Raw genomic sequence first — 17,487 nt, forward strand, 5'->3', positions numbered from 1 at the left:
TGGGGGTTGCACGCAGCTGCGTGCAACCCCCACCCTTTATGCTACATGACTACATATGCAGCACCTCGTCGGCGATTTTCATTGTGGAGGCGCGGTGTGAGACGAGCACGACGGCGGCATCGCGCTCCGATACAAGCTCATTGATCGACTGCAGGATGTACGCCTCGTTGAGCGCGTCCAAGCGGCTCGTCGGCTCATCGAACAGATACAGGTCCGCATGCCGCAGGAACATGCGTGCCAAGCCGATGCGCTGCCGCTCGCCTTCCGAGAGCCGTCCGCCGAGCTCGCCCACCGGCGTCTCCATGCCCTGCGGCAGGCTTTCGACGAGCGGCAAAATCGACGCCTTGCGCAGCGCCTCACGCAGTTCATCGTCACTCGCCTGCTCGTTGGCGATGCGCAGATTGCTCGCAATCGTGCCGTCGAACAGGTACGTTTCCTGGCTCATCATCGTCTGCAACCGGCGGCGCGTGTGCGCGTCCACGCCCGGCAGCACGTCGCCGGACAGCGCCACCGCGCCCTGCTGCGGATCCCAGTACCGCATGAGCAGCTTGAGCAGCGTCGACTTGCCGCGGCCCGACGGCCCCTGCAATCCGAGGATGCCAGAGACCGGCACATCGAGCGTCACGTCGCGCAGCACAGGCGTGCGCGCGCCGTACGCGAACGTGACCTGCTCCATGCGCATGCCGTGATATTCCGGTTCGAGCGTGCCGAGTTCCTCGACCGCCGGCTCCTCATCCACCAATGCGAACAGACGCCGCGCCGACGCGAATGTCTGCGTCAGGCTCGCCGGCAGTGCGCTCAGCGCGAGCGTGGGTCCGAATGAACTGACGACGAGCACCATCGCCGTCACATTGCGTGCGACCATCGCCATATCGCCGCGGCTCGCGAACACGGCGAGCAACGCCGCACACACCGTGACCAGCACAATGATCACATGGTCGAATCCACCGAACACGCCATTGCGCGCGCTCAGCTCCACACGCTGGCCCCACAGCGCACGCGACTGCCGGTCGATGCGCGCAAGCCGCACACGGCCCTGCCCAAATCGGATGATCTGTTCAAGGCCGCGCATGTCGTCGAGCACGTCATCGTCAAGATTCGCGCTCTGTTTGCGGATGCGCGCGCCGACCCCGTGCAACGCCCGCGCGAACCACGCCGGTACGGCCACACCAAGGAGCAGATGCGCCACCACAAGCAGCACCGCGAACCACGGGCTCAGGAACAGCAGGGCGAGGGCGTACACGACTGTAGTGGCCAGCGCGATCACGGTCGGCGAGATGGTGTGCGCGAAGAAGATCTCAAGCAATTCCACGTCTGTGGTGACCATGGAGATGAGGTCGCCCTTGCCTTTGCCGGTAAGCTTGGCCGGGGCAAGTCGGCGCAGTGCTGCGAACATCTGCCCGCGGAACAACGCGAGCAAACGGAACGCCAGATTGTGGTTCATGTACTGTTCGCAATACCGCATGGCGCCGCGGATCAGCGCGCACACCACCATGAGCGCCACGGCCCAGCCCACGGACAGGCCCCAGACGGGCCGCTCAGCCGCCGCGCACAACGCCATGACACCGAACACCGGCAGGAAGGTCGCGGCAAGATGCCCGAGTGTGCCGAAGCAGCACGCCAGCACCATGAGCGGCCGCAGATCGCCCACCTGCCCCAGCAGCCGGTGCACGAGCTGGAAGGTCGTCATCGGCGTGCACTGTGTGTGCGCACTCTCTGGTTGTTTCACATTGTGTTCCACAGTGTTTGATGCAGGTGCCGCCGCATACGCAATGCCGCAGTTGCGCGCACGCTGCCCCACCTGCTCCACCGACGCCTGCGCGCGGAACATCGTAGCGTATTGGCCGCCTTGGGCCATGAGTTCGGCATGCGTGCCGGTTGCCGCACACGCGCCATGGTCGAACACGGCGATCACATCGGCGTCCACGGCATCGGCGAGCCGGTGCGTCACGAGGATGACGGTTTTGCGCTCGGCCAGCTCATGCACTGTGCGCATGATGAGCCGCTCGCTTTCAGCGTCCACGCTGCTCGTGGCCTCGTCAAAAATCATGATCGGTGCATCATGCAGCAACGCGCGCGCCACGGCAATGCGCTGGCGCTGACCACCCGAAAGATTCGCCGCATCCTGCTCGATGCGCATGTCGAGCCCCTGCGGATGCGTGTCCACCATGTCGAGCACATGGGCGCGCGCGAGCGCATCGCGCAGTTCAGCGTCGGAGGCACCAGGACGCGCCATCAGCAGATTGTCGCGCAACGTACCGGCGAAGAGGTGACTGCGCGCGCCGACGATCGAAACCGCGCCGGTCAGCGCACGTTCGCTCAGTTCGCGCAGTTCCACCTGCCCGATGCGCAGTGCGCCATCGTACCCTTCGAGCTCGCCGGCGATGAGCGCGGCGAGGGTGGATTTGCCGGAGCCCGACTCACCGACGACCGCGGTGAGCGAGCGCACCGGCATCGTCAGTGTGACATCATGCAGCGCCGGACGCGCGGATTCAGCATACGCGAAGCCCAGATCGCACGTTGTCACATCGAGCGCGCCCTGCGGCAGTTGGCGATCGCCATAGGCGCGATCCGGCTCATCCAGCAGCGCGAAGATGCGTTTGGTGGAGGTCATGCCGTTCATCGCCACATGGAAATATGAGCCGAGCTGGCGCAGCGGCAGGAAGAAATCCACGGAGACGAGGATCACGAACAGCACGCCCGCCACGCCGAGCGTCGGCCCGTTGAACACATGCAGGAACGGCGCCGACGAGGCGAATGCGGTGTGCCCTTCGTGCACGAACTGCCAGAGTGCGGTGCCGATGCCGGCTGCAGCACCGCCGTACGCCACCACGTCCATCGCGGTGAGCGAACGCAGCTGGATCTGCAGCACGCGCATTGTCATCACACGGAAGTCCTCGGCGTTCTTGTCCATCTGTTCGGCGGCGCGCGCGTCGGCGTCGAAGGTCTTGAGCGTTTCAAGCCCCTGCAGATTGTCGAGGAACACCGCACCCATGTCGGTGTATTTGCCCCAGTATTTCTTGAAGGTCTTCGCCGTGGTCATGGCGATGGCGCCCACGATCACGATGATGAGCGGCGCACAGACAAGCAGCACCACAGCAGTGGGCATGTTGAGCGGGGCGATCGCCGCAAACAGGGTGAGCGGCGCGAGAATCGCAAAACCGAGCTGCGGCAGGAACAACTCGAAGAAACTCTGGATCTGGTCCACGCCTTCACCGGTGAGCTGCACCACGTCGGAAGTGCGCGCGCGTTGCGCATACGAGGGGCCGAGGCGCAACATCTTGCGGTAGAGTTCCGACCGCAGCCCGAGCTTCACGCGTTCGGCGGCTTCGGTGCCGAGTCTGGTGGCGAAGTGGTGCGCGAGGAACCGCACTGCGGCGATGGCGAGCGTCGCAATGGCGATCAGCATGAATCCGGACGACCCCGAGATGCCGATGGACTGCATCGCGCCGTGCACGCTCGTCTGCGGGAAGAGCGAGGCGACGAGTACGGTCACAGTGCCGGCGAGCGCGATGTCCGCCACAAGTCCAATCCACAGGCAGATGATCTTGCCCACCACAAGCCCGCATACGCCGGGCATGATCGAGAACAGCCGTTTGTCTACCATTGCGCCTCTTTCCACCCCTACAGTCCAAATACTGGACCCGTCAATGAGCATGAATCCAGCGGCTAATCTAGCAGGAATTCTGCGCGAGCAACAGACCCCTGTGGGGAAAACCACAGCATTAGGCACAAAGGCCCTCTGTGTTGTATGGAACTACAAAGCGCTCTTCGAGTGTCTTGTCCCTTTGCACAACGCGCTCCCCCGCGCACACAGTTACGATGGCGTAGGCTACGCACCCGTATACACCGACAGGACACCCGCTCATGCTCACTGAATTCACCACGCCCGGCCCCGCACTCACCGTGGACGACGACGCCACCATCTACTCGCTGCTCACCACACGCTTGGCAAACAGCGCGGAGAACGCGCCGCTTGCACAGAACAAGGAGGCCGACGGTTCGTGGAGCACGATGACCGCCGTGGAGTTCAACGACCATGTGCGCGCGATCGCCAAGGGCCTCATCCAATTCGGCATCGGCAAGGGAGACGCGGTCAGCATCTTCTCGGCGACACGCATCGAATGGGGCCTGCTCGACTTCGCGCTGGCGGCCATTGGCGCGGTGTCCGTGCCGATCTACGACACCGATTCCGCGGCGCAGGCGCAGCGCATCCTCAATGATTCGGCGGTCAAACTGGCGATCGCAGACAATCAGGAACGCTTCGACCGGCTCGACTCCGTGCTCGACTCCTGCCACGCGCTTGAACGCATCCTCATGCTCGACGCGCATGCCATCAACGCCCTTGAGGGGCTCGGCGTCATGATCTCCGACGAGGAGCTCGACGAGCGGATCGGCTCCGTGCACGCCGACGACCTGGCGACGATCGTCTACACCTCCGGTTCGACCGGCGCACCGAAAGGCGCCGAGCTCACCCACCGCAACTTCACGAGCATCACGCGCGCGGCCCAGAACTGTTTGCCCGGGGCGATCACCGGCGAGGCGCGCCTGCTGCTGTTCCTGCCGCTCGCCCACTGCTTTGCGCGCATGATCCAGTACTTCACAATCGGCTCCGCGGAAGGCGTGGTCGGGTATCTGCCGAACACGAAGACACTCCCCCGCGACATGCAGGTGTTCCAGCCGACGTTCCTGCTCGGCGTACCCCGCGTGTTCGAGAAAGTGTACAACGCGGCATCGCGCAAAGCCGGCACCGGCTGGAAAGGCCGCATGTTCGCCAAAGCGGCCGAGGCGGCGATCGAATGGTCGACGATGCAGCAGGCGGGGGAACGCCCGACTGCGAAACAGCGAGCCGAACACGCCATGTATGAGACGAGCGTGTACCGCACGATCCGCGGCGCGTTCGGCCCGAAGATCAAGTACCTCGCTTCGGGCGGCGCGCCGATCACGCTTGACCTGCTGCATTTCTTCAACGGCATCGGATTGACGATGATCCAGGGCTACGGCCTGACCGAAACGGCGGCACCGTTCACGTTCACGCGCGTGACTGACAATAAGATCGGCACTGTGGGGCAACCCGTGCCGGGGTCGTCGGTGCGCATCGCACCAAGCGGCGAGCTCGAAGTGCGCGGGCAGAACGTGTTCGTGGGCTACCACCATCTGCCCGAGAAAACCGCCGAGGTGTTCACCGAAGACGGCTGGCTGCGCACCGGCGATCTGGCGTCGATCGACGATGAGGGGCATATCACACTCACCGGGCGCGCCAAGGACATCATCATCACGGCGGGCGGCAAGAACGTGGCGCCGATCCCGATGGAGCAGGAGATCGCGAAATGCCCGATTGTGGAGCACGCGGTTGTTGTGGGCGACAACCGGCCGTTTGTGGCGGCCGTGGTGACGCTTGACCCCGAAGGCCTGACGCAGTGGCTGCCGACGCAGAAGCTCGCCGCGGACTTGGGGGTCGAGGAGGCCGCCGCATTGCCCGAAGTGCACGCCGAGATCCAGCGGTATGTGGACCGTGCCAACGCCGACGTCTCCCGCGCCGAGTCCGTACGCAAATTCATCGTGCTGCCCGTGCAGTTCACACAGGACAACAAGTGCCTCACGCCTTCGATGAAGGTCGTGAGGCCGAAGGTGAATGAGGTGTTTGCTCGGGAAATCGACAAGGAGATCTACGGGCGGTGAACCGCTGATTGGGCGAGTGAAGCCAAATGGCTCACTCGCCCTTATGCTCAGCCGCCAATGCGCGCAGACGCCGCGCGAAACTTGGCCAGTCAGTGCGCATCGCGGTGAGCAGCTTGCGATCGGGCACCTCATCGATCGGCACCCATACAATCTCCATGCTCTCATCATCGTTCGCCTTGGGGTTCACCTTGTGAGCCGGCTTCTCGAACGCGAACACCGTGGTATAGCTCCACGGGCCATGATCCTCGCAATACGAGCCGACCACTTCGATGTCTTCGGGCGTGATGTTCGCTTCCTCGAACGATTCGCGCAGCGCGCCCTCGATGGTGTTCTCACCGTCGGCGATGGCGCCGCCGGGAATCCCCCATGTGCCGCCTTCCGCGCTCCACGCCGCGCGGTGTTGCATCACGATGTGTGTCACCTCCCCGGTCTGTGCATCCCTGCAGGCAAGCAATACACCGGCGGCGCCGTTGGTGCCCCAATGTTTGCGGCGGCACGCACACTCGACCCAGCCATCGCCAGGCTGGCGCACATTCTCTTTCGGAGGTAGCTTGCCACCGTTGTCCGGCGCAGCCACTTCAAAACGCTCATCACGCGTCACGTTCCACAGGTCGGTCCACTCGATGCCCAACTGTTCGGTCAATTGGCGCGCAAGCGGCAAACTGAGGCCGATGATGCCGCTAGGGTCGCCTTCAATGCCCTCGATGAATGCGCCACCGAAACCGTCGAGCGTGAACGATCCAGCCACTTCGAGCGGTTCGCCGGTGGCGATGTACCGATCGATCATCGTGTCCGAGAACTCGCTGAAGTGCAGCGTCGCTTTGCTTGCGCCCTTCGACACGCGGCCGGTCGCGAAATCAATCAGGCAATGGCCCGTCCACAGCTCTCCGGCCGCACCGCTCATCCGGCGCAGGCGTTCGCGCGCGACTTCCGGCGTATGCGGTTTACCATACGCCTTGCCATCGAGCAAAAACATCGAATCGCAACCCAAAATGAGCGGCCCCACCCCGGCAGCGGTCAGACCGCGCCCTTCAGCGGCGAGCGCCTGCTGCAGCGGCTCCTCGGTGCGCGGAATTCGTACACTGGAAAAATCGCGGGTCTGCGTCTCGGCGCGTACGTCGTCGGCGAGCGCCGCGGCCGGATCGTCCGCAGTCACGGCGGCAAGCGGGCGGCCGGTCACGCGCTCCCCCGTCGCTTCGCGCGCGGTCTTGGCGACGGCAAGATAGGCCTCATATACGGCGAGCGCCTTGGCTTCGGCAAGCAGCATCACCTTGGTGTCGATCGACAGCTCGTCCACGGTGATGCCCCGTTCGTCGGCCGCCTTGGCGAGCACCGCGTCTTCATCCACATGCGACACGCGGATCGTGGGGCAGATGCCGGCGTGGAACAGGATGTCGCGGCGCGGCTTGGATTTGGAAGCGAGGATCAGCGGTATGGTCATAACCCACCACCATACTGCTGCCGCAGCATATGCAGTAAAGTGACCCCAGCATATAGCACCGCACTCATACATGATCGCCATGGCCAAACCATGGATTCAGTAAAGATTCCGCTTGTATTGACGTCTGCGGCTGTCTCTTCATACCGTTTGCTTTATTATGTCACTATACGTTCGCAGGATTGGAGACCTATGACCAATTTAATCGTCACTATCAGCGATTACACAAACTACGGCAATAGACTGCAGAATTACGCACTGACGCAGCTCCTTTCAGACGCGTACGGCGAGACCACAACGGCCCGTTTCCAGTCCAATCTCCCCACATTCAAGCACAAGCTCGTGCGCAATGCCAAGAAGACAGCAAAACGCCTACGCGCAAATATTGTGCGAGGGCAGAAACTGCTCGACTTGCAGCGCACCCGCAAATGCGTCGCGTTCACCAAACGCTACATTCCCGATGATCGCTTCACGCTCACCGACTACAGGGGGCTCACCGCCAAACAAGGCGCCACGTACAACCGGGTGGTCCTTGGTTCCGACCAGATCTGGAACTACAACTGGATCACCAAACGCGATCTTGGATTGGCACTCGGTTCCTTCACACCAGCCGGCTGCCCTGTCATCAGCTATGCTGCGAGTTTCGGAATCTCCTCAATCGACGAAGACACGCAAGCAGTCTTCAAACAGTATCTGCCGAAACTCAAGGCGATCTCAGTCCGTGAGTTCCGTGGCGCCGAACTGGTGAAGGAGATGACTGGTCTCGACGCCACTGTGGTGCTCGACCCAACGCTCATGCTGACCGCTAACGATTGGAAGACCATCACAGAGGGCTTTGTGCCCAAAGACGACAAATACGTGCTCACCTACTTCCTCGGCCACCCGAGCGATGAGCAGGAGAGGAACATTCAGGAATATGCCAAGAAGCACGGGTGCAGAATCCGCCGTATTCTTGACATGCGTGACCCTCAGACTTATCTTGCCGGCCCACAGGACTTCGTGGAATTGTTCTCCAAAGCCGAATATGTGTTCACCGACTCATACCACGCATGCTGTTTCTCCATGCTGTTCCACAAGCAATTCACCGTATTCAACCGCGCGAACATGACCGGTAAATCCAGCATGAACTCACGGATGGAAACATTGTTCCGACTATTCGATCTTGAATCGGTGATAATCGATGCTGGCCTCGCCCCGACAATCGACTACGAGAATGTCGACCGATTGCTCGCAGCGCGTCGGGAACGGTCAGGTGCATGGCTTGCAGAGGCCATGCACGACTAGGACTTGGCTTGCGCCTATGTACGCCCTGAAGGAACACCTTCGTATGCTATGCGCCCTATGATATTGAGAGTACAAGGACCAGGACACTGCAGCGGCCACACAATGAAGCGCAGTCGGGTGGATTCGAGGGAAAGGCCCAACACATGAAGGTGCTGTTCGTATGCACGGGAAACATCTGCCGCTCCCCCATGGGAGAGCTCATGTTCCCACTATTCTTCCATCATACTGACATTGAGACTGATAGCGCTGGCACGCAAGGGCTCATCAGCAACCCCATCGATCCGTCGAGCGCCCGACTCATGGAGCTCGACGGCATCGATTCAAGCGCGTTCCGTTCTAAACGACTCACCCCGCAGCTTGCAATGGACAGTGACCTGATTCTGTGCTTCACCGAACATCAGCGTAATAAAATCATCGCGCTTGCACCACGTGTGCGTACGCGCACATTTGTACTCAGCGATTTTGCCAACTTGTGTCAATACTTCAGCGACCACAACCTACTCAAAAGCGGCACGGTGGAGAACCGTTTGCACGAGGTCATCTACAATGCCTCGATGGTGAGGCATGCGCTGCCGGCTGCAGAAGACATCGACGATCCCTACCGCAAGGAGTTCTCCGCATTCCAGAAAGCCCATGACCAGATCGGTTACGCATTCGCGGACATCGCCCAAGCACTCGAGCCTAGCACAGCCGAACACGCGGAATGACTTTTCAGGTCAGAACCACATGTCACGAATTGTCAATATGACCTGTTTGTAGTCTTTGAAAGACATATAACGCATTGGCAGATGGGTCATCCCCTCAGCAATGAAGCGGCGCAGCTGCTTCAGCAACACCTTCTTGCGTTCCCTCTCTTCCGGCGGCAGCGGCAATGCCCGTACATTCCGGTATATCACCCCGGCCCCACGCATAACGTCAAACCGAGCGCATGACATCAGTTCCGGCGCCGTGTGAGCGACGAAATCCAGCTCATCCTGAGCTCGAGCAGGCCAGCCCATACGTGTGCCGATGTTATGCACCCGGGTGACGGACTCCTCATTGTCCATGTAATGGTAGCCTTCAGGACGTGGCATGACGTAGGTGGAATGAGCTTTTGCAAATAGCTTCGTCAACATCAACGCGTCACAGCCAATGGTGTGGCTGCTGAAACTCAACCCATCGAAGAGAACTCGACGAACGCAACTTATCCATATGGTGTGTTCGATATGATTCAACAGATACTGAATCAGAGCCTGAGGATACCCGTATTGACCCGTCACCCGCCCTGCCACCACAACATCCACCGCTTGGTCGACAGCAAGCTCCATGTATGAGGCAACCCAATCAGGGTCGATCCAATCGTCGCTATCGACCCACATGATGTATTCCCCCTGCGCCACGGAGAGCCCCGTGTTGCGGGCAGCCGGTTCGCCCCCATTCGACTGATGAACCACTTGTACATTGTCATATCGCTTGGCGTATTCGTCGCAGATCGCGGGGCTTCCATCAGTCGATCCGTCATCCACCAGAACCAATTCCAGATTGGTGTATGACTGATGCAGCACACTATCGCAGCAGGTACGCAAATATGCCGAGCTGTTGTAGACCGGCACAATGACACTGACCAAGGGGGTGTTCCGGTTCATTGTTCGACCCCGCCCTTTCTTTTCTCCACCATTTTTTCACAACACCTCCAGAACACGGGCTGTTGCGCATATTCCACTGTATTAGAATGGTTTCTTACGGAATTTATTCAGGCACAACCATACAACATGCGCTGCCACAAAGAGGATGGCAACCATGCTTTGTGCACGATTATAGATTGAGGAGGGATTCTCGTGTATACCAAAACGATTCGACGGCTGTCTCTTCTGGTGGGGATGCTGCTGGCCGTTGCACTTGTAGCTGTGCCAGTCGCTCCGCCGGCCTTCGCGGAAGAAGCCAGGCACCACCAGTAGCTGCGCGGTAGGCAGCAATAGCTTTGCTCAGTGCCTGCCCGACGCCAATCTGCGCAAAACCGTGATGGGCACCTTGAAAATCTCCGACGAGGGCACCGTCATTACGCAGGCACACGTGCATGCATTGACCTCGCTGGACGCCCGTAATGCGGGCATCGCCGATCTGACTGGATTGGGAGTGTTCTCCTCATTGGAGCGCCTGTGGCTGTACAACAACAATATCAGCGACTTAGGCCCACTCTCATCATTGGCCAATCTGCAGGACCTCGGCTTGGGAGACAACGATATCAGCGATTATCTCCGCCTCAGCGGGTTGACTAAGCTCACCACCATCAATTTGACCCACAACTCGATCGCTTCAATCGCCCCATTGGCTTCGGCCAAGAACCTCGAATATCTGTGGGCCTCTTCCAACCAATTGACCAATGTTGATGTAATCAATAATTTCACGCACATGAAGGGAGCCGATCTGAGCCGCAACAAGGTGTTCAGCGCAGCTAATATCAAGTTGGATCCCCCTAAGTATTTGGTGATGACCGGTCAGGTAATCGAATATGACATCACCGTCGATTTCGGTGCCACGTTCAGCGTGGACACCCCTATTGGATACGACGGCAAGCATATTCAACCCATGTCCATCGCCAACAATGGCACCTATGACGCTTCCACCGGAAAGATCACCTGGAAGGCGGACCAGTACAGCGGCATCGGTCTGGTTGCCGTATACCAGTCGCAAGGCGGTGGCCAATCCGGCGACCGGCCGTTCTCCGGAATCGTTCGCGCCAATGTGACGCATACAGGCGCCGAAAACGTCGAGCCGGAAGATACCGCCACACCTCCTGCCTGGCGTGAAGCCCCGGCCGGAACAGAGGCCACTAAAACAACATGCCAGGAGGGGACTTCCACTTTCGCACAGTGTTTCCCCGACGCCGCTCTTGCAACGGCGGTCTCCAAGGAATTGGGACGCACATCTTCCGATGTGGTAGCCGTTGGCGAGTTGGGGAAGGTAACCAAGCTGCTCGCCAACAACACCGGCATCAAGGTCCTTTCAGGCATGGAGCACCTCGTCAATCTGCGAAGCATCCACATGTCCGACAATCCGATCAGTGACATCTCGCCGCTGGCATCGCTGTCAAAGCTCTACGATGTACAGTTCTACAACGACCGAGTGGTGGATGTCAGTGCATTGGCGAACAAGCCTGATTTGTGGGGCCTCGGGCTTGGCAACAACTACATCGAAGATATCTCCACCATCACCAATGTGCCCAAGCTCGCTTGGGTGGACATTTATTCGAACAACATCACCGATTTTTCCATTGTTCGTCAGTGGCCCACATTGAACGCCCTATGGGTTTCAGGAAACCCCTTCACTGACGTCAGCCTCATCGCCGACGTCAAGGGTCTGCGCAGGCTGCAGCTCGAATCCAACGGAATCGACGACATGTCGGCGTTCCAGAAGCTGGAGCCCACAGAATACTCGATGAACGATGGGCAGAGTGTGTGGCGCGACCCTGTCACGGTGAATGCCAGGGAGACCGTGAGCGTGCGCACCGCTAAAGGCCGCATGGGTCAGTATCTCACGCCTAAGAACATCTCACCGGCCGGGCACATACGATCCTGCCACTGGTACCGTGACTTGGACGAATGTATCCCGAAGCGGCAAGTACTCCTTCACCTTCAGTGAATCGGACAATTGGGATTACCTGTTCTCCGGAAAGGTTCGCCAACCAGTCACTGTGAACCAGACCGACAAGACCGCCCCAGTTATCACCGGAGTCTATGACACTTACTCCACAATCGACCAGCCCTATGATTGGATGGATGGGGTTAAGGCCACCGATGACGTTGATGGCGATATTACAGACCGTATCCAGATTCCCAAGAACACGCTGGACATCCATAAGTTGGGCACATATGCCATCCAGTATTATGTGGAAGACAACGCGCAGAACAAGACCTGGAGCGGGCGCAAAGTCACCGTGACCAACGCCACGCTGGATTCACTGATTTCCTATTCCGTGACCACCAAGGTCGGAACCGCCCCCACGCTCCCGGTCTATGCTAAGGCGACATGGAGCGACGGGAAAACCAGCTACGAGGGTGTCACATGGGAAAGCGTCCCAGCAGAGCAATACAACAAGGCTGGCTCGTTCATCGTACAGGGCACGTCCCGCGGCAAGAAGGTCACCACTACGGTCTATGTGGAAAAGAAAGACATCCCCATCGACTCCGTTGCCATCAACGGCGACCAGATCGTCAGCGGATCCCTGCAACTCAATACACAGGCAAAGGCGACACTGAAGGCCTCCACACTTCCAGCCGATGCCAAGGAACCAACCATCACATGGTCGGTGAAAGACACCTCCATAGCCTCGGTGGATCAGAAAGGCACCGTCACCGCCATCAAGCCGGGGACAACGGAAGTCATCGCCACGGCAGACGACAAAACGGCCTCCGTCAAATTGACCGTTCGCCAGCGATTCCCTGATGTACCCCCCGAGCGCACTGTTCGCCAGTGACATTGACTGGCTGACCTCGGTGCGCATCACACAGGCAACAGCAACGGCACCTACGGGTATGGGCAGACACTTAGGCATCAGGACATGGCTATTTTCCTGTACAGGTTTGCCAAGCTGCAGAATATCGGATCCGCGTCCACCTTCAAACCCTCTGCAAAGGATTATGCCAAGTTCAAGGATGTGAAGAAGGGAAGCTTCGCGGCTACGGAAATCCTCTGGCTCGCCTCCACCGGTATCACCCAAGGTAACCCAGACGGCACCTTTCGCGGCACCAACAAACTGAACAGGCAAGATATGGCTGTGTTCCTACACCGCATGTACACCTATCTGCGCAAGTCATGAAGTCTTTCAATGACCTGTGGTAATGGCTGAGGGGCCCGGTCAACCGGGCCCCTCAGCCATTACCACAGGTCATTTCGCAAGTCTGCCATATGTTGCCTTCATCCGGCGTATGCCATCAGTCATGTCGTACCCGGCCCGACGCACCGCGTTCGCATAGCCCTTGCGCACGTCGGCCCCAATCGGTTGCTGAACTTCATGCCGCATCTGGCTGGCCCACTGATCAGCACCATGTTCCAGAGACTCGAACCGGATCAGATTGGCGATATCCGTCTCTTTCGTAATGGCTTCCGAAGCCAAAATAGGAAGTCCGTTAGCCTGCGCTTCAACCAAGGTGACGGGCAGTCCTTCGTGTTTGGAGGGGAAAACAGCCAGATCAGCCGCGCTGTACAACTGCGGGATATCCGTGCGAACTCCCAGAAAACGCACGCTATCACTCACGCCAAGCGTTGACGCCAACCGCTGCATGTCATTCAGCATACCGTTGTGGTTGCCCACAAGAAGCAACACCGAATCGGCATCTTCCGCATGATATTTGGCAAATACCTCGATAAGGAACCGCTGGTTCTTTTGCTCGCTGAACCGCCCAACATGGATGAAGACATGTGTGGACGGTGCAATTTCCAATTCTTTCCGTATCCGTTCACGATCCTGCGCATTGAACTCATACCGTTCCACATCCACGCCATTGGGAATCAACTCGAAGGGATGCCGTTTGCCGAACATGTAGAATCCTGCCGCTTGTGAACAAGCGAGCAAGCAATCCACTTTGCCTACGACGAATGGGCGAAGGAGATAATGCAGCCGTGCTGCAGGAGTCGTCGATGACGGTTGCGTATTATGCGAATGGATGATCACCTTGCTTTGCGTATACCGCTTGGCCCAGAGAATCGGCGGAAATTTCAGCAAGGAATTCTTATTGAAATGTATAATATCATAATTATTATTAAATATATTTAATATATTCTTTTTATATGATTTCGAGAACACGCTACCCGCACATTCCACCATGCCGACACCCATGCCTTCCAGCCGCTTGCTGACATTCGAGTTGCTATTCTGCACAACCACATCGATGTCGTAGTCATCGAGCAGTGGAAGAATTTCATTGGCGATGAATGCTTCCACTCCTCCCCAATTCTCACTGGCCTCAAATACCAGGACGGAAGGTTTGCCGATCTGCCTCTGCCTGCCCATGCCGCACCTCACTTGGCAATGTTTTGGATCAACGACTCGTACCAATCCCCTAGGTCCTTGGAACTGTCGCGAATGTCATAGCCGGCATTTTTCAGGAACCTGCCTCCGTCCGATCTGGCATCGCGCGTCTGCAACCCCAGTGCAAGCAAGGTCTTGGCCCACATGGTGGCACCCGCATTGAGCGGCAGCGATTCAATCATGCCGGGGACGATCTGCACTTCTTTCGTCACGGCATCGGAGATCAGGGATGGGCAGCCACAGGCCTGTGCCTCAATTAGGCTCACCGGCAGCCCTTCGTAGTGAGAGGGGAATATCATGACATCAAACGCATTGTACAGCGCCGGCACATCCTTGCGAATGCCCAGGAATTTCACCCGATCAAACACCCCCAACGACCGGGCTTCCTGCTCAAGCTGCTTACGTTCGTCACCGCCGCCGACCAACACCAGTACAGCGTTTTTGTGAATCTTCAGCAACTCAGCAAACACGCGCAACGAGAACTCTTGGTTCTTCTGGTAGCACAGGCGACCAATCTGCCCGATTACAAATGCGTCGCCAACTCCAAGTTCTTCACGTATCCGCCGGCGCATATCCTCATCAACCGAGAACCTTTCCAGATCGACCGCATTGCAGATCATCTTCACACGCCCGCTGTCCACTGTGGCATTACCGAACAGCCATCGGGCAGACAACTCACCACAAGCCGCCAAGTGTGTGGGGAACATACGGGAACACGGCCGGAGGATGTCTTTGACGACCGTTTTCGCAACCTCTTTCGGACTGGCGGTGCTATGGCTATGCGCAATGCGGATCGGCACATGCGCCTGCTTGGCCGCATGCAGCGGGAACACACTCAACGCATTGACGTTGGCATGCACAATCAGGGGATGCAGCTCCTCGAAGAGCTGCATGCAATCCTGATTGTATTTGCCGAACGACCGGTAGGGATGCACCGTATGCACAGTACCACCCAACTCCTCTATCTCGTCGTAAGGAATGTGCGTGGAGTCGGCATTGGCAACAAAATCAAAGTGGAATCGATCTCTGTCAATGAACCGAAAATGACTCATGATGGTCGATTCCACACCGCCACCGTTCATCCGACCCACGACCTGCACCACGCGAATCTTGTCGTTGCTCATGTACCCGTCCTCTTTCTTTCCGTTGCAAGCTAGTTTGTTCTAGTTTGCATGCGCTGATTGCTCAGTGCAGCTCCAAGCCTCACACGCCTTGGCGGGCGTTGCTTGGTTCGCGTTTCACTGGGGTCTGCGCGGCCGGTGCATGCCGGTCGTGTCTTGCGTCCCCTCCGCGCGCGTTTAGCGTCTCCGGGGCACTCCCGGCGACGTTGATGTTGATGGCCGCGTTCAGGTCGCGGTCGATCCTCAAACCGCAGGCATCGCAGACATAGGTGCGTTCGTTGAGGGACAGTTTGGCTTTCACTGTCCCGCAGTTCGAGCATGTCTTGCTTGATGGGTACCAACGGTCGATGATGTGGATGGCCGCGCCGGTGCGCGCGCTTTTGTACACGAGTTGGCGGCGCAGTTCGGCGAACCCGCAGTCCGATACGGCCTGTGCGAGCCTGTGGTTGCCGACCATGCCCGCCACGTTCAGGTCCTCGATGCTGATGTCCGCATAGGTGCGGGTCAGCCAGTCGGTGAGCTTGTGCAGCCCGTCATGGCGTTGGGCGGCGATGCGCGCCTGCGCGCGTTGCACGCGGGCTTTGGCCTTTGACCAACGGCGGGAGCCCTCTTGACGACGGCCCAATGCGCGCTGCGCGTGTCCGAGTGCGCGCAGGCCGCGCTTGAGATGGCGCGGGTTGGCGAACACCGTGCCATCTGACAATGCGGCGAGGGTCTTGACGCCCAGATCCACGCCCACCGCGCCGCCCTTTGGCGCGCATGGATTGGGTGGGTCGCCGCGTTCGACGGTCAGGGACGCATACCAGCGTCCCGCATGCCTGCCCACGCTCATGCGCGCGACTTTCGCGTCCCCGACGCGCCTGGCGATGTTCTCCATGCAGTGCACGCGGCCGATGCGCGGCAGTTTCAACGCTTTGGGGTCGTTGTCGATCAGGCCGAACGAGCCGGTCGTGTACGCGAACTTCAACATGCTGCGCCGTTTGCTTTTGAACCTCGGCCAACCCATGCGCTTTCCCTTGCGCCTGCCGGTTTTCGAGTCGAAATGGTTTTTCAGCGCGGCCGCCAATGATTCGAACGCGCTGTTGTACGCCTCCTTGCTGTATTCGGCCCACCACGGGGCGATCTCATTCTTCCATTCGTTCCACCAGCGGCGCTGCGCGTACATCGTCCAGTCCGCCTTCTCCCCTCGCGCCAACTGGGATTGGATGCGCGCGAGCATGGTGTTGTACGCGAAGCGCGCCGCACCCGCATGGCCTTCCAAGAGCCTTTCCTGCCGTGGTGTGGGGTCGAGCGCCACCTTGACCGCCTCATACACCGCGCATCGCCTCCAACGCGGCCTGCGCCCTGTGCTTGGCGGCGCGCCTGCCATAGAGCCGCGCGCAGAACGAGGTGAGCACCTCGGTCATGTCACGCACCAGATCGTCATCCAACTCCGTGTCGTCCACGACGATGAGTCTACGGTTTTGCGCCTTCAACGCGCTTTCGACCAGTCCCGCGTTCATGCGCGCCAAACGGTCCCGGTGCTCCACAATCAAAGTGGTTACGGTCGGATCGGACAACAACCGGTTGAGCTTGCGCCGTTTGTCGTTCATACCCGAACCAGTCTCTGCGACAACCTCGGGAGCTTCCACGCCCATGCTGAGCGCGAACGCCTTGAGCCGATCGGCCTGCCGTTGCAAGTCAGCCTTCTGATCGGCCGACGAGACGCGCGCATAACAGACGGTGCGCGACTGCTTGGCATCCGACGGTGCGGGTGTTTCATACTTGGGATCGTGAACGAGCCACATGCCAGACGGCGTGCGCTCGACAGGAACAGGCATCTTTCCGGTGCGGCACCACTTCCACACGGTCTGCGGGTGTAGGTGCTCAAGCTCAGCCCATTCCTTCACTAACATGCAGTATAGTATAGCATATTAAAATATATTAAAGCAAAACATTTTGGAAACAGCTAA

Annotated in this window: 13 protein-coding genes; 6 read left to right on the plus strand and 7 right to left on the minus strand. The window is 59.1% G+C overall.

Going from position 1 to position 17,487, the window contains the following annotated elements:
• Positions 1-49 precede the first annotated feature (49 nt).
• On the minus strand, positions 50-3,607 hold the full coding sequence (locus tag BPSG_RS01415; RefSeq protein ID WP_026643689.1) for an ABC transporter ATP-binding protein/permease: 3,558 nt from the start codon (positions 3,605-3,607) through the stop codon (positions 50-52).
• A gap of 260 nt (positions 3,608-3,867) precedes the next feature.
• Here BPSG_RS01415 and BPSG_RS01420 point away from each other — a divergent pair, with 260 nt between their 5' ends.
• Positions 3,868-5,682: an AMP-dependent synthetase/ligase gene (locus tag BPSG_RS01420; RefSeq protein WP_026643690.1), complete on the plus strand. Its 1,815-nt coding sequence runs from the start codon at positions 3,868-3,870 to the stop codon at positions 5,680-5,682.
• A gap of 31 nt (positions 5,683-5,713) precedes the next feature.
• On the opposite strand, the gene BPSG_RS01425 is transcribed toward BPSG_RS01420, so the two are convergent.
• Positions 5,714-7,123 carry a Maf family protein gene (locus BPSG_RS01425; protein WP_026643691.1) on the minus strand — a complete coding sequence of 470 codons (1,410 nt, stop codon included), beginning with the start codon at positions 7,121-7,123 and terminating at the stop codon, positions 5,714-5,716.
• 189 nt (positions 7,124-7,312) lie between these two features.
• Between BPSG_RS01425 and BPSG_RS01430 the strand changes: the two genes are divergently transcribed.
• Together BPSG_RS01430 and BPSG_RS01435 are read left to right on the plus strand one after the other, a co-directional pair.
• Positions 7,313-8,404, plus strand: a complete 1,092-nt coding sequence (locus tag BPSG_RS01430; protein WP_026643692.1) for a polysaccharide pyruvyl transferase family protein — start codon at positions 7,313-7,315, stop codon at positions 8,402-8,404.
• Between the two features lie 143 nt (positions 8,405-8,547).
• Positions 8,548-9,111, plus strand: coding sequence for an arsenate reductase/protein-tyrosine-phosphatase family protein (locus tag BPSG_RS01435; protein WP_026643693.1), 564 nt, complete (start codon positions 8,548-8,550; stop codon positions 9,109-9,111).
• Between the two features lie 9 nt (positions 9,112-9,120).
• Here BPSG_RS01435 and BPSG_RS08235 read toward each other — a convergent pair whose 3' ends face one another.
• Entirely contained in the window at positions 9,121-10,029 is a 909-nt protein-coding gene (locus tag BPSG_RS08235) for a glycosyltransferase family 2 protein (protein WP_051592014.1), read from the minus strand.
• A 376-nt stretch (positions 10,030-10,405) separates the two neighbouring features.
• Here BPSG_RS08235 and BPSG_RS01445 point away from each other — a divergent pair, with 376 nt between their 5' ends.
• From BPSG_RS01445 to BPSG_RS01455, 3 genes are all read left to right on the plus strand, one after another.
• Positions 10,406-12,025 (plus strand): leucine-rich repeat domain-containing protein, encoded by a 1,620-nt coding sequence (locus BPSG_RS01445; protein WP_034878928.1) that lies wholly within the window; start codon positions 10,406-10,408, stop codon positions 12,023-12,025.
• Positions 11,973-12,860, plus strand: coding sequence for an Ig-like domain-containing protein (locus BPSG_RS01450; RefSeq protein ID WP_026643696.1), 888 nt, complete (start codon positions 11,973-11,975; stop codon positions 12,858-12,860). Before BPSG_RS01445 ends, BPSG_RS01450 begins: the two co-directional genes overlap by 53 nt.
• A gap of 84 nt (positions 12,861-12,944) precedes the next feature.
• Positions 12,945-13,202: an S-layer homology domain-containing protein gene (locus BPSG_RS01455; protein ID WP_034878930.1), complete on the plus strand. Its 258-nt coding sequence runs from the start codon at positions 12,945-12,947 to the stop codon at positions 13,200-13,202.
• 69 nt (positions 13,203-13,271) lie between these two features.
• Here the strand turns inward: BPSG_RS01455 and BPSG_RS08240 are convergent, their stop codons facing one another.
• The 4 genes from BPSG_RS08240 to BPSG_RS01475 form a co-directional block, all read right to left on the minus strand.
• Entirely contained in the window at positions 13,272-14,396 is a 1,125-nt protein-coding gene (locus BPSG_RS08240) for a glycosyltransferase (RefSeq protein ID WP_051592015.1), read from the minus strand.
• Between the two features lie 8 nt (positions 14,397-14,404).
• Complete coding sequence (locus BPSG_RS01465; protein ID WP_033502307.1) at positions 14,405-15,538, minus strand: glycosyltransferase family 1 protein; 1,134 nt, start codon at positions 15,536-15,538, stop codon at positions 14,405-14,407.
• Positions 15,539-15,617: 79 nt separating this feature from the next.
• The gene (tnpB, locus tag BPSG_RS01470) at positions 15,618-16,850 is read right to left on the minus strand and encodes an IS607 family element RNA-guided endonuclease TnpB (RefSeq protein WP_238548918.1); all 1,233 of its coding nucleotides are present in this window, start codon (positions 16,848-16,850) and stop codon (positions 15,618-15,620) included.
• On the minus strand, positions 16,843-17,430 hold the full coding sequence (locus BPSG_RS01475) for an IS607 family transposase (RefSeq protein ID WP_034878931.1): 588 nt from the start codon (positions 17,428-17,430) through the stop codon (positions 16,843-16,845). The genes tnpB and BPSG_RS01475 overlap by 8 nt, the downstream gene beginning before the upstream one ends.
• Positions 17,431-17,487: the final 57 nt, after the last annotated feature.

This window comes from Bifidobacterium pseudolongum subsp. globosum, assembly GCF_000741295.1.
GTDB classification, from domain to species: domain Bacteria; phylum Actinomycetota; class Actinomycetes; order Actinomycetales; family Bifidobacteriaceae; genus Bifidobacterium; species Bifidobacterium globosum.

Excerpts from the sequence above, each read along its gene's own strand:
- BPSG_RS01415 (WP_026643689.1), bottom strand. The coding sequence starts at position 3,607 with ATGGTAGACAAACGGCTGTTCTCGATCATGCCCGGCGTATGCGGGCTT.
- BPSG_RS01420 (WP_026643690.1), top strand. The coding sequence starts at position 3,868 with ATGCTCACTGAATTCACCACGCCCGGCCCCGCACTCACCGTGGACGAC.
- BPSG_RS01425 (WP_026643691.1), bottom strand. The coding sequence starts at position 7,123 with ATGACCATACCGCTGATCCTCGCTTCCAAATCCAAGCCGCGCCGCGAC.
- BPSG_RS01430 (WP_026643692.1), top strand. The coding sequence starts at position 7,313 with ATGACCAATTTAATCGTCACTATCAGCGATTACACAAACTACGGCAAT.
- BPSG_RS01435 (WP_026643693.1), top strand. The coding sequence starts at position 8,548 with ATGAAGGTGCTGTTCGTATGCACGGGAAACATCTGCCGCTCCCCCATG.
- BPSG_RS08235 (WP_051592014.1), bottom strand. The coding sequence starts at position 10,029 with ATGAACCGGAACACCCCCTTGGTCAGTGTCATTGTGCCGGTCTACAAC.
- BPSG_RS01445 (WP_034878928.1), top strand. The coding sequence starts at position 10,406 with ATGGGCACCTTGAAAATCTCCGACGAGGGCACCGTCATTACGCAGGCA.
- BPSG_RS01455 (WP_034878930.1), top strand. The coding sequence starts at position 12,945 with ATGGCTATTTTCCTGTACAGGTTTGCCAAGCTGCAGAATATCGGATCC.
- BPSG_RS08240 (WP_051592015.1), bottom strand. The coding sequence starts at position 14,396 with ATGGGCAGGCAGAGGCAGATCGGCAAACCTTCCGTCCTGGTATTTGAG.
- BPSG_RS01465 (WP_033502307.1), bottom strand. The coding sequence starts at position 15,538 with ATGAGCAACGACAAGATTCGCGTGGTGCAGGTCGTGGGTCGGATGAAC.
- BPSG_RS01475 (WP_034878931.1), bottom strand. The coding sequence starts at position 17,430 with ATGTTAGTGAAGGAATGGGCTGAGCTTGAGCACCTACACCCGCAGACC.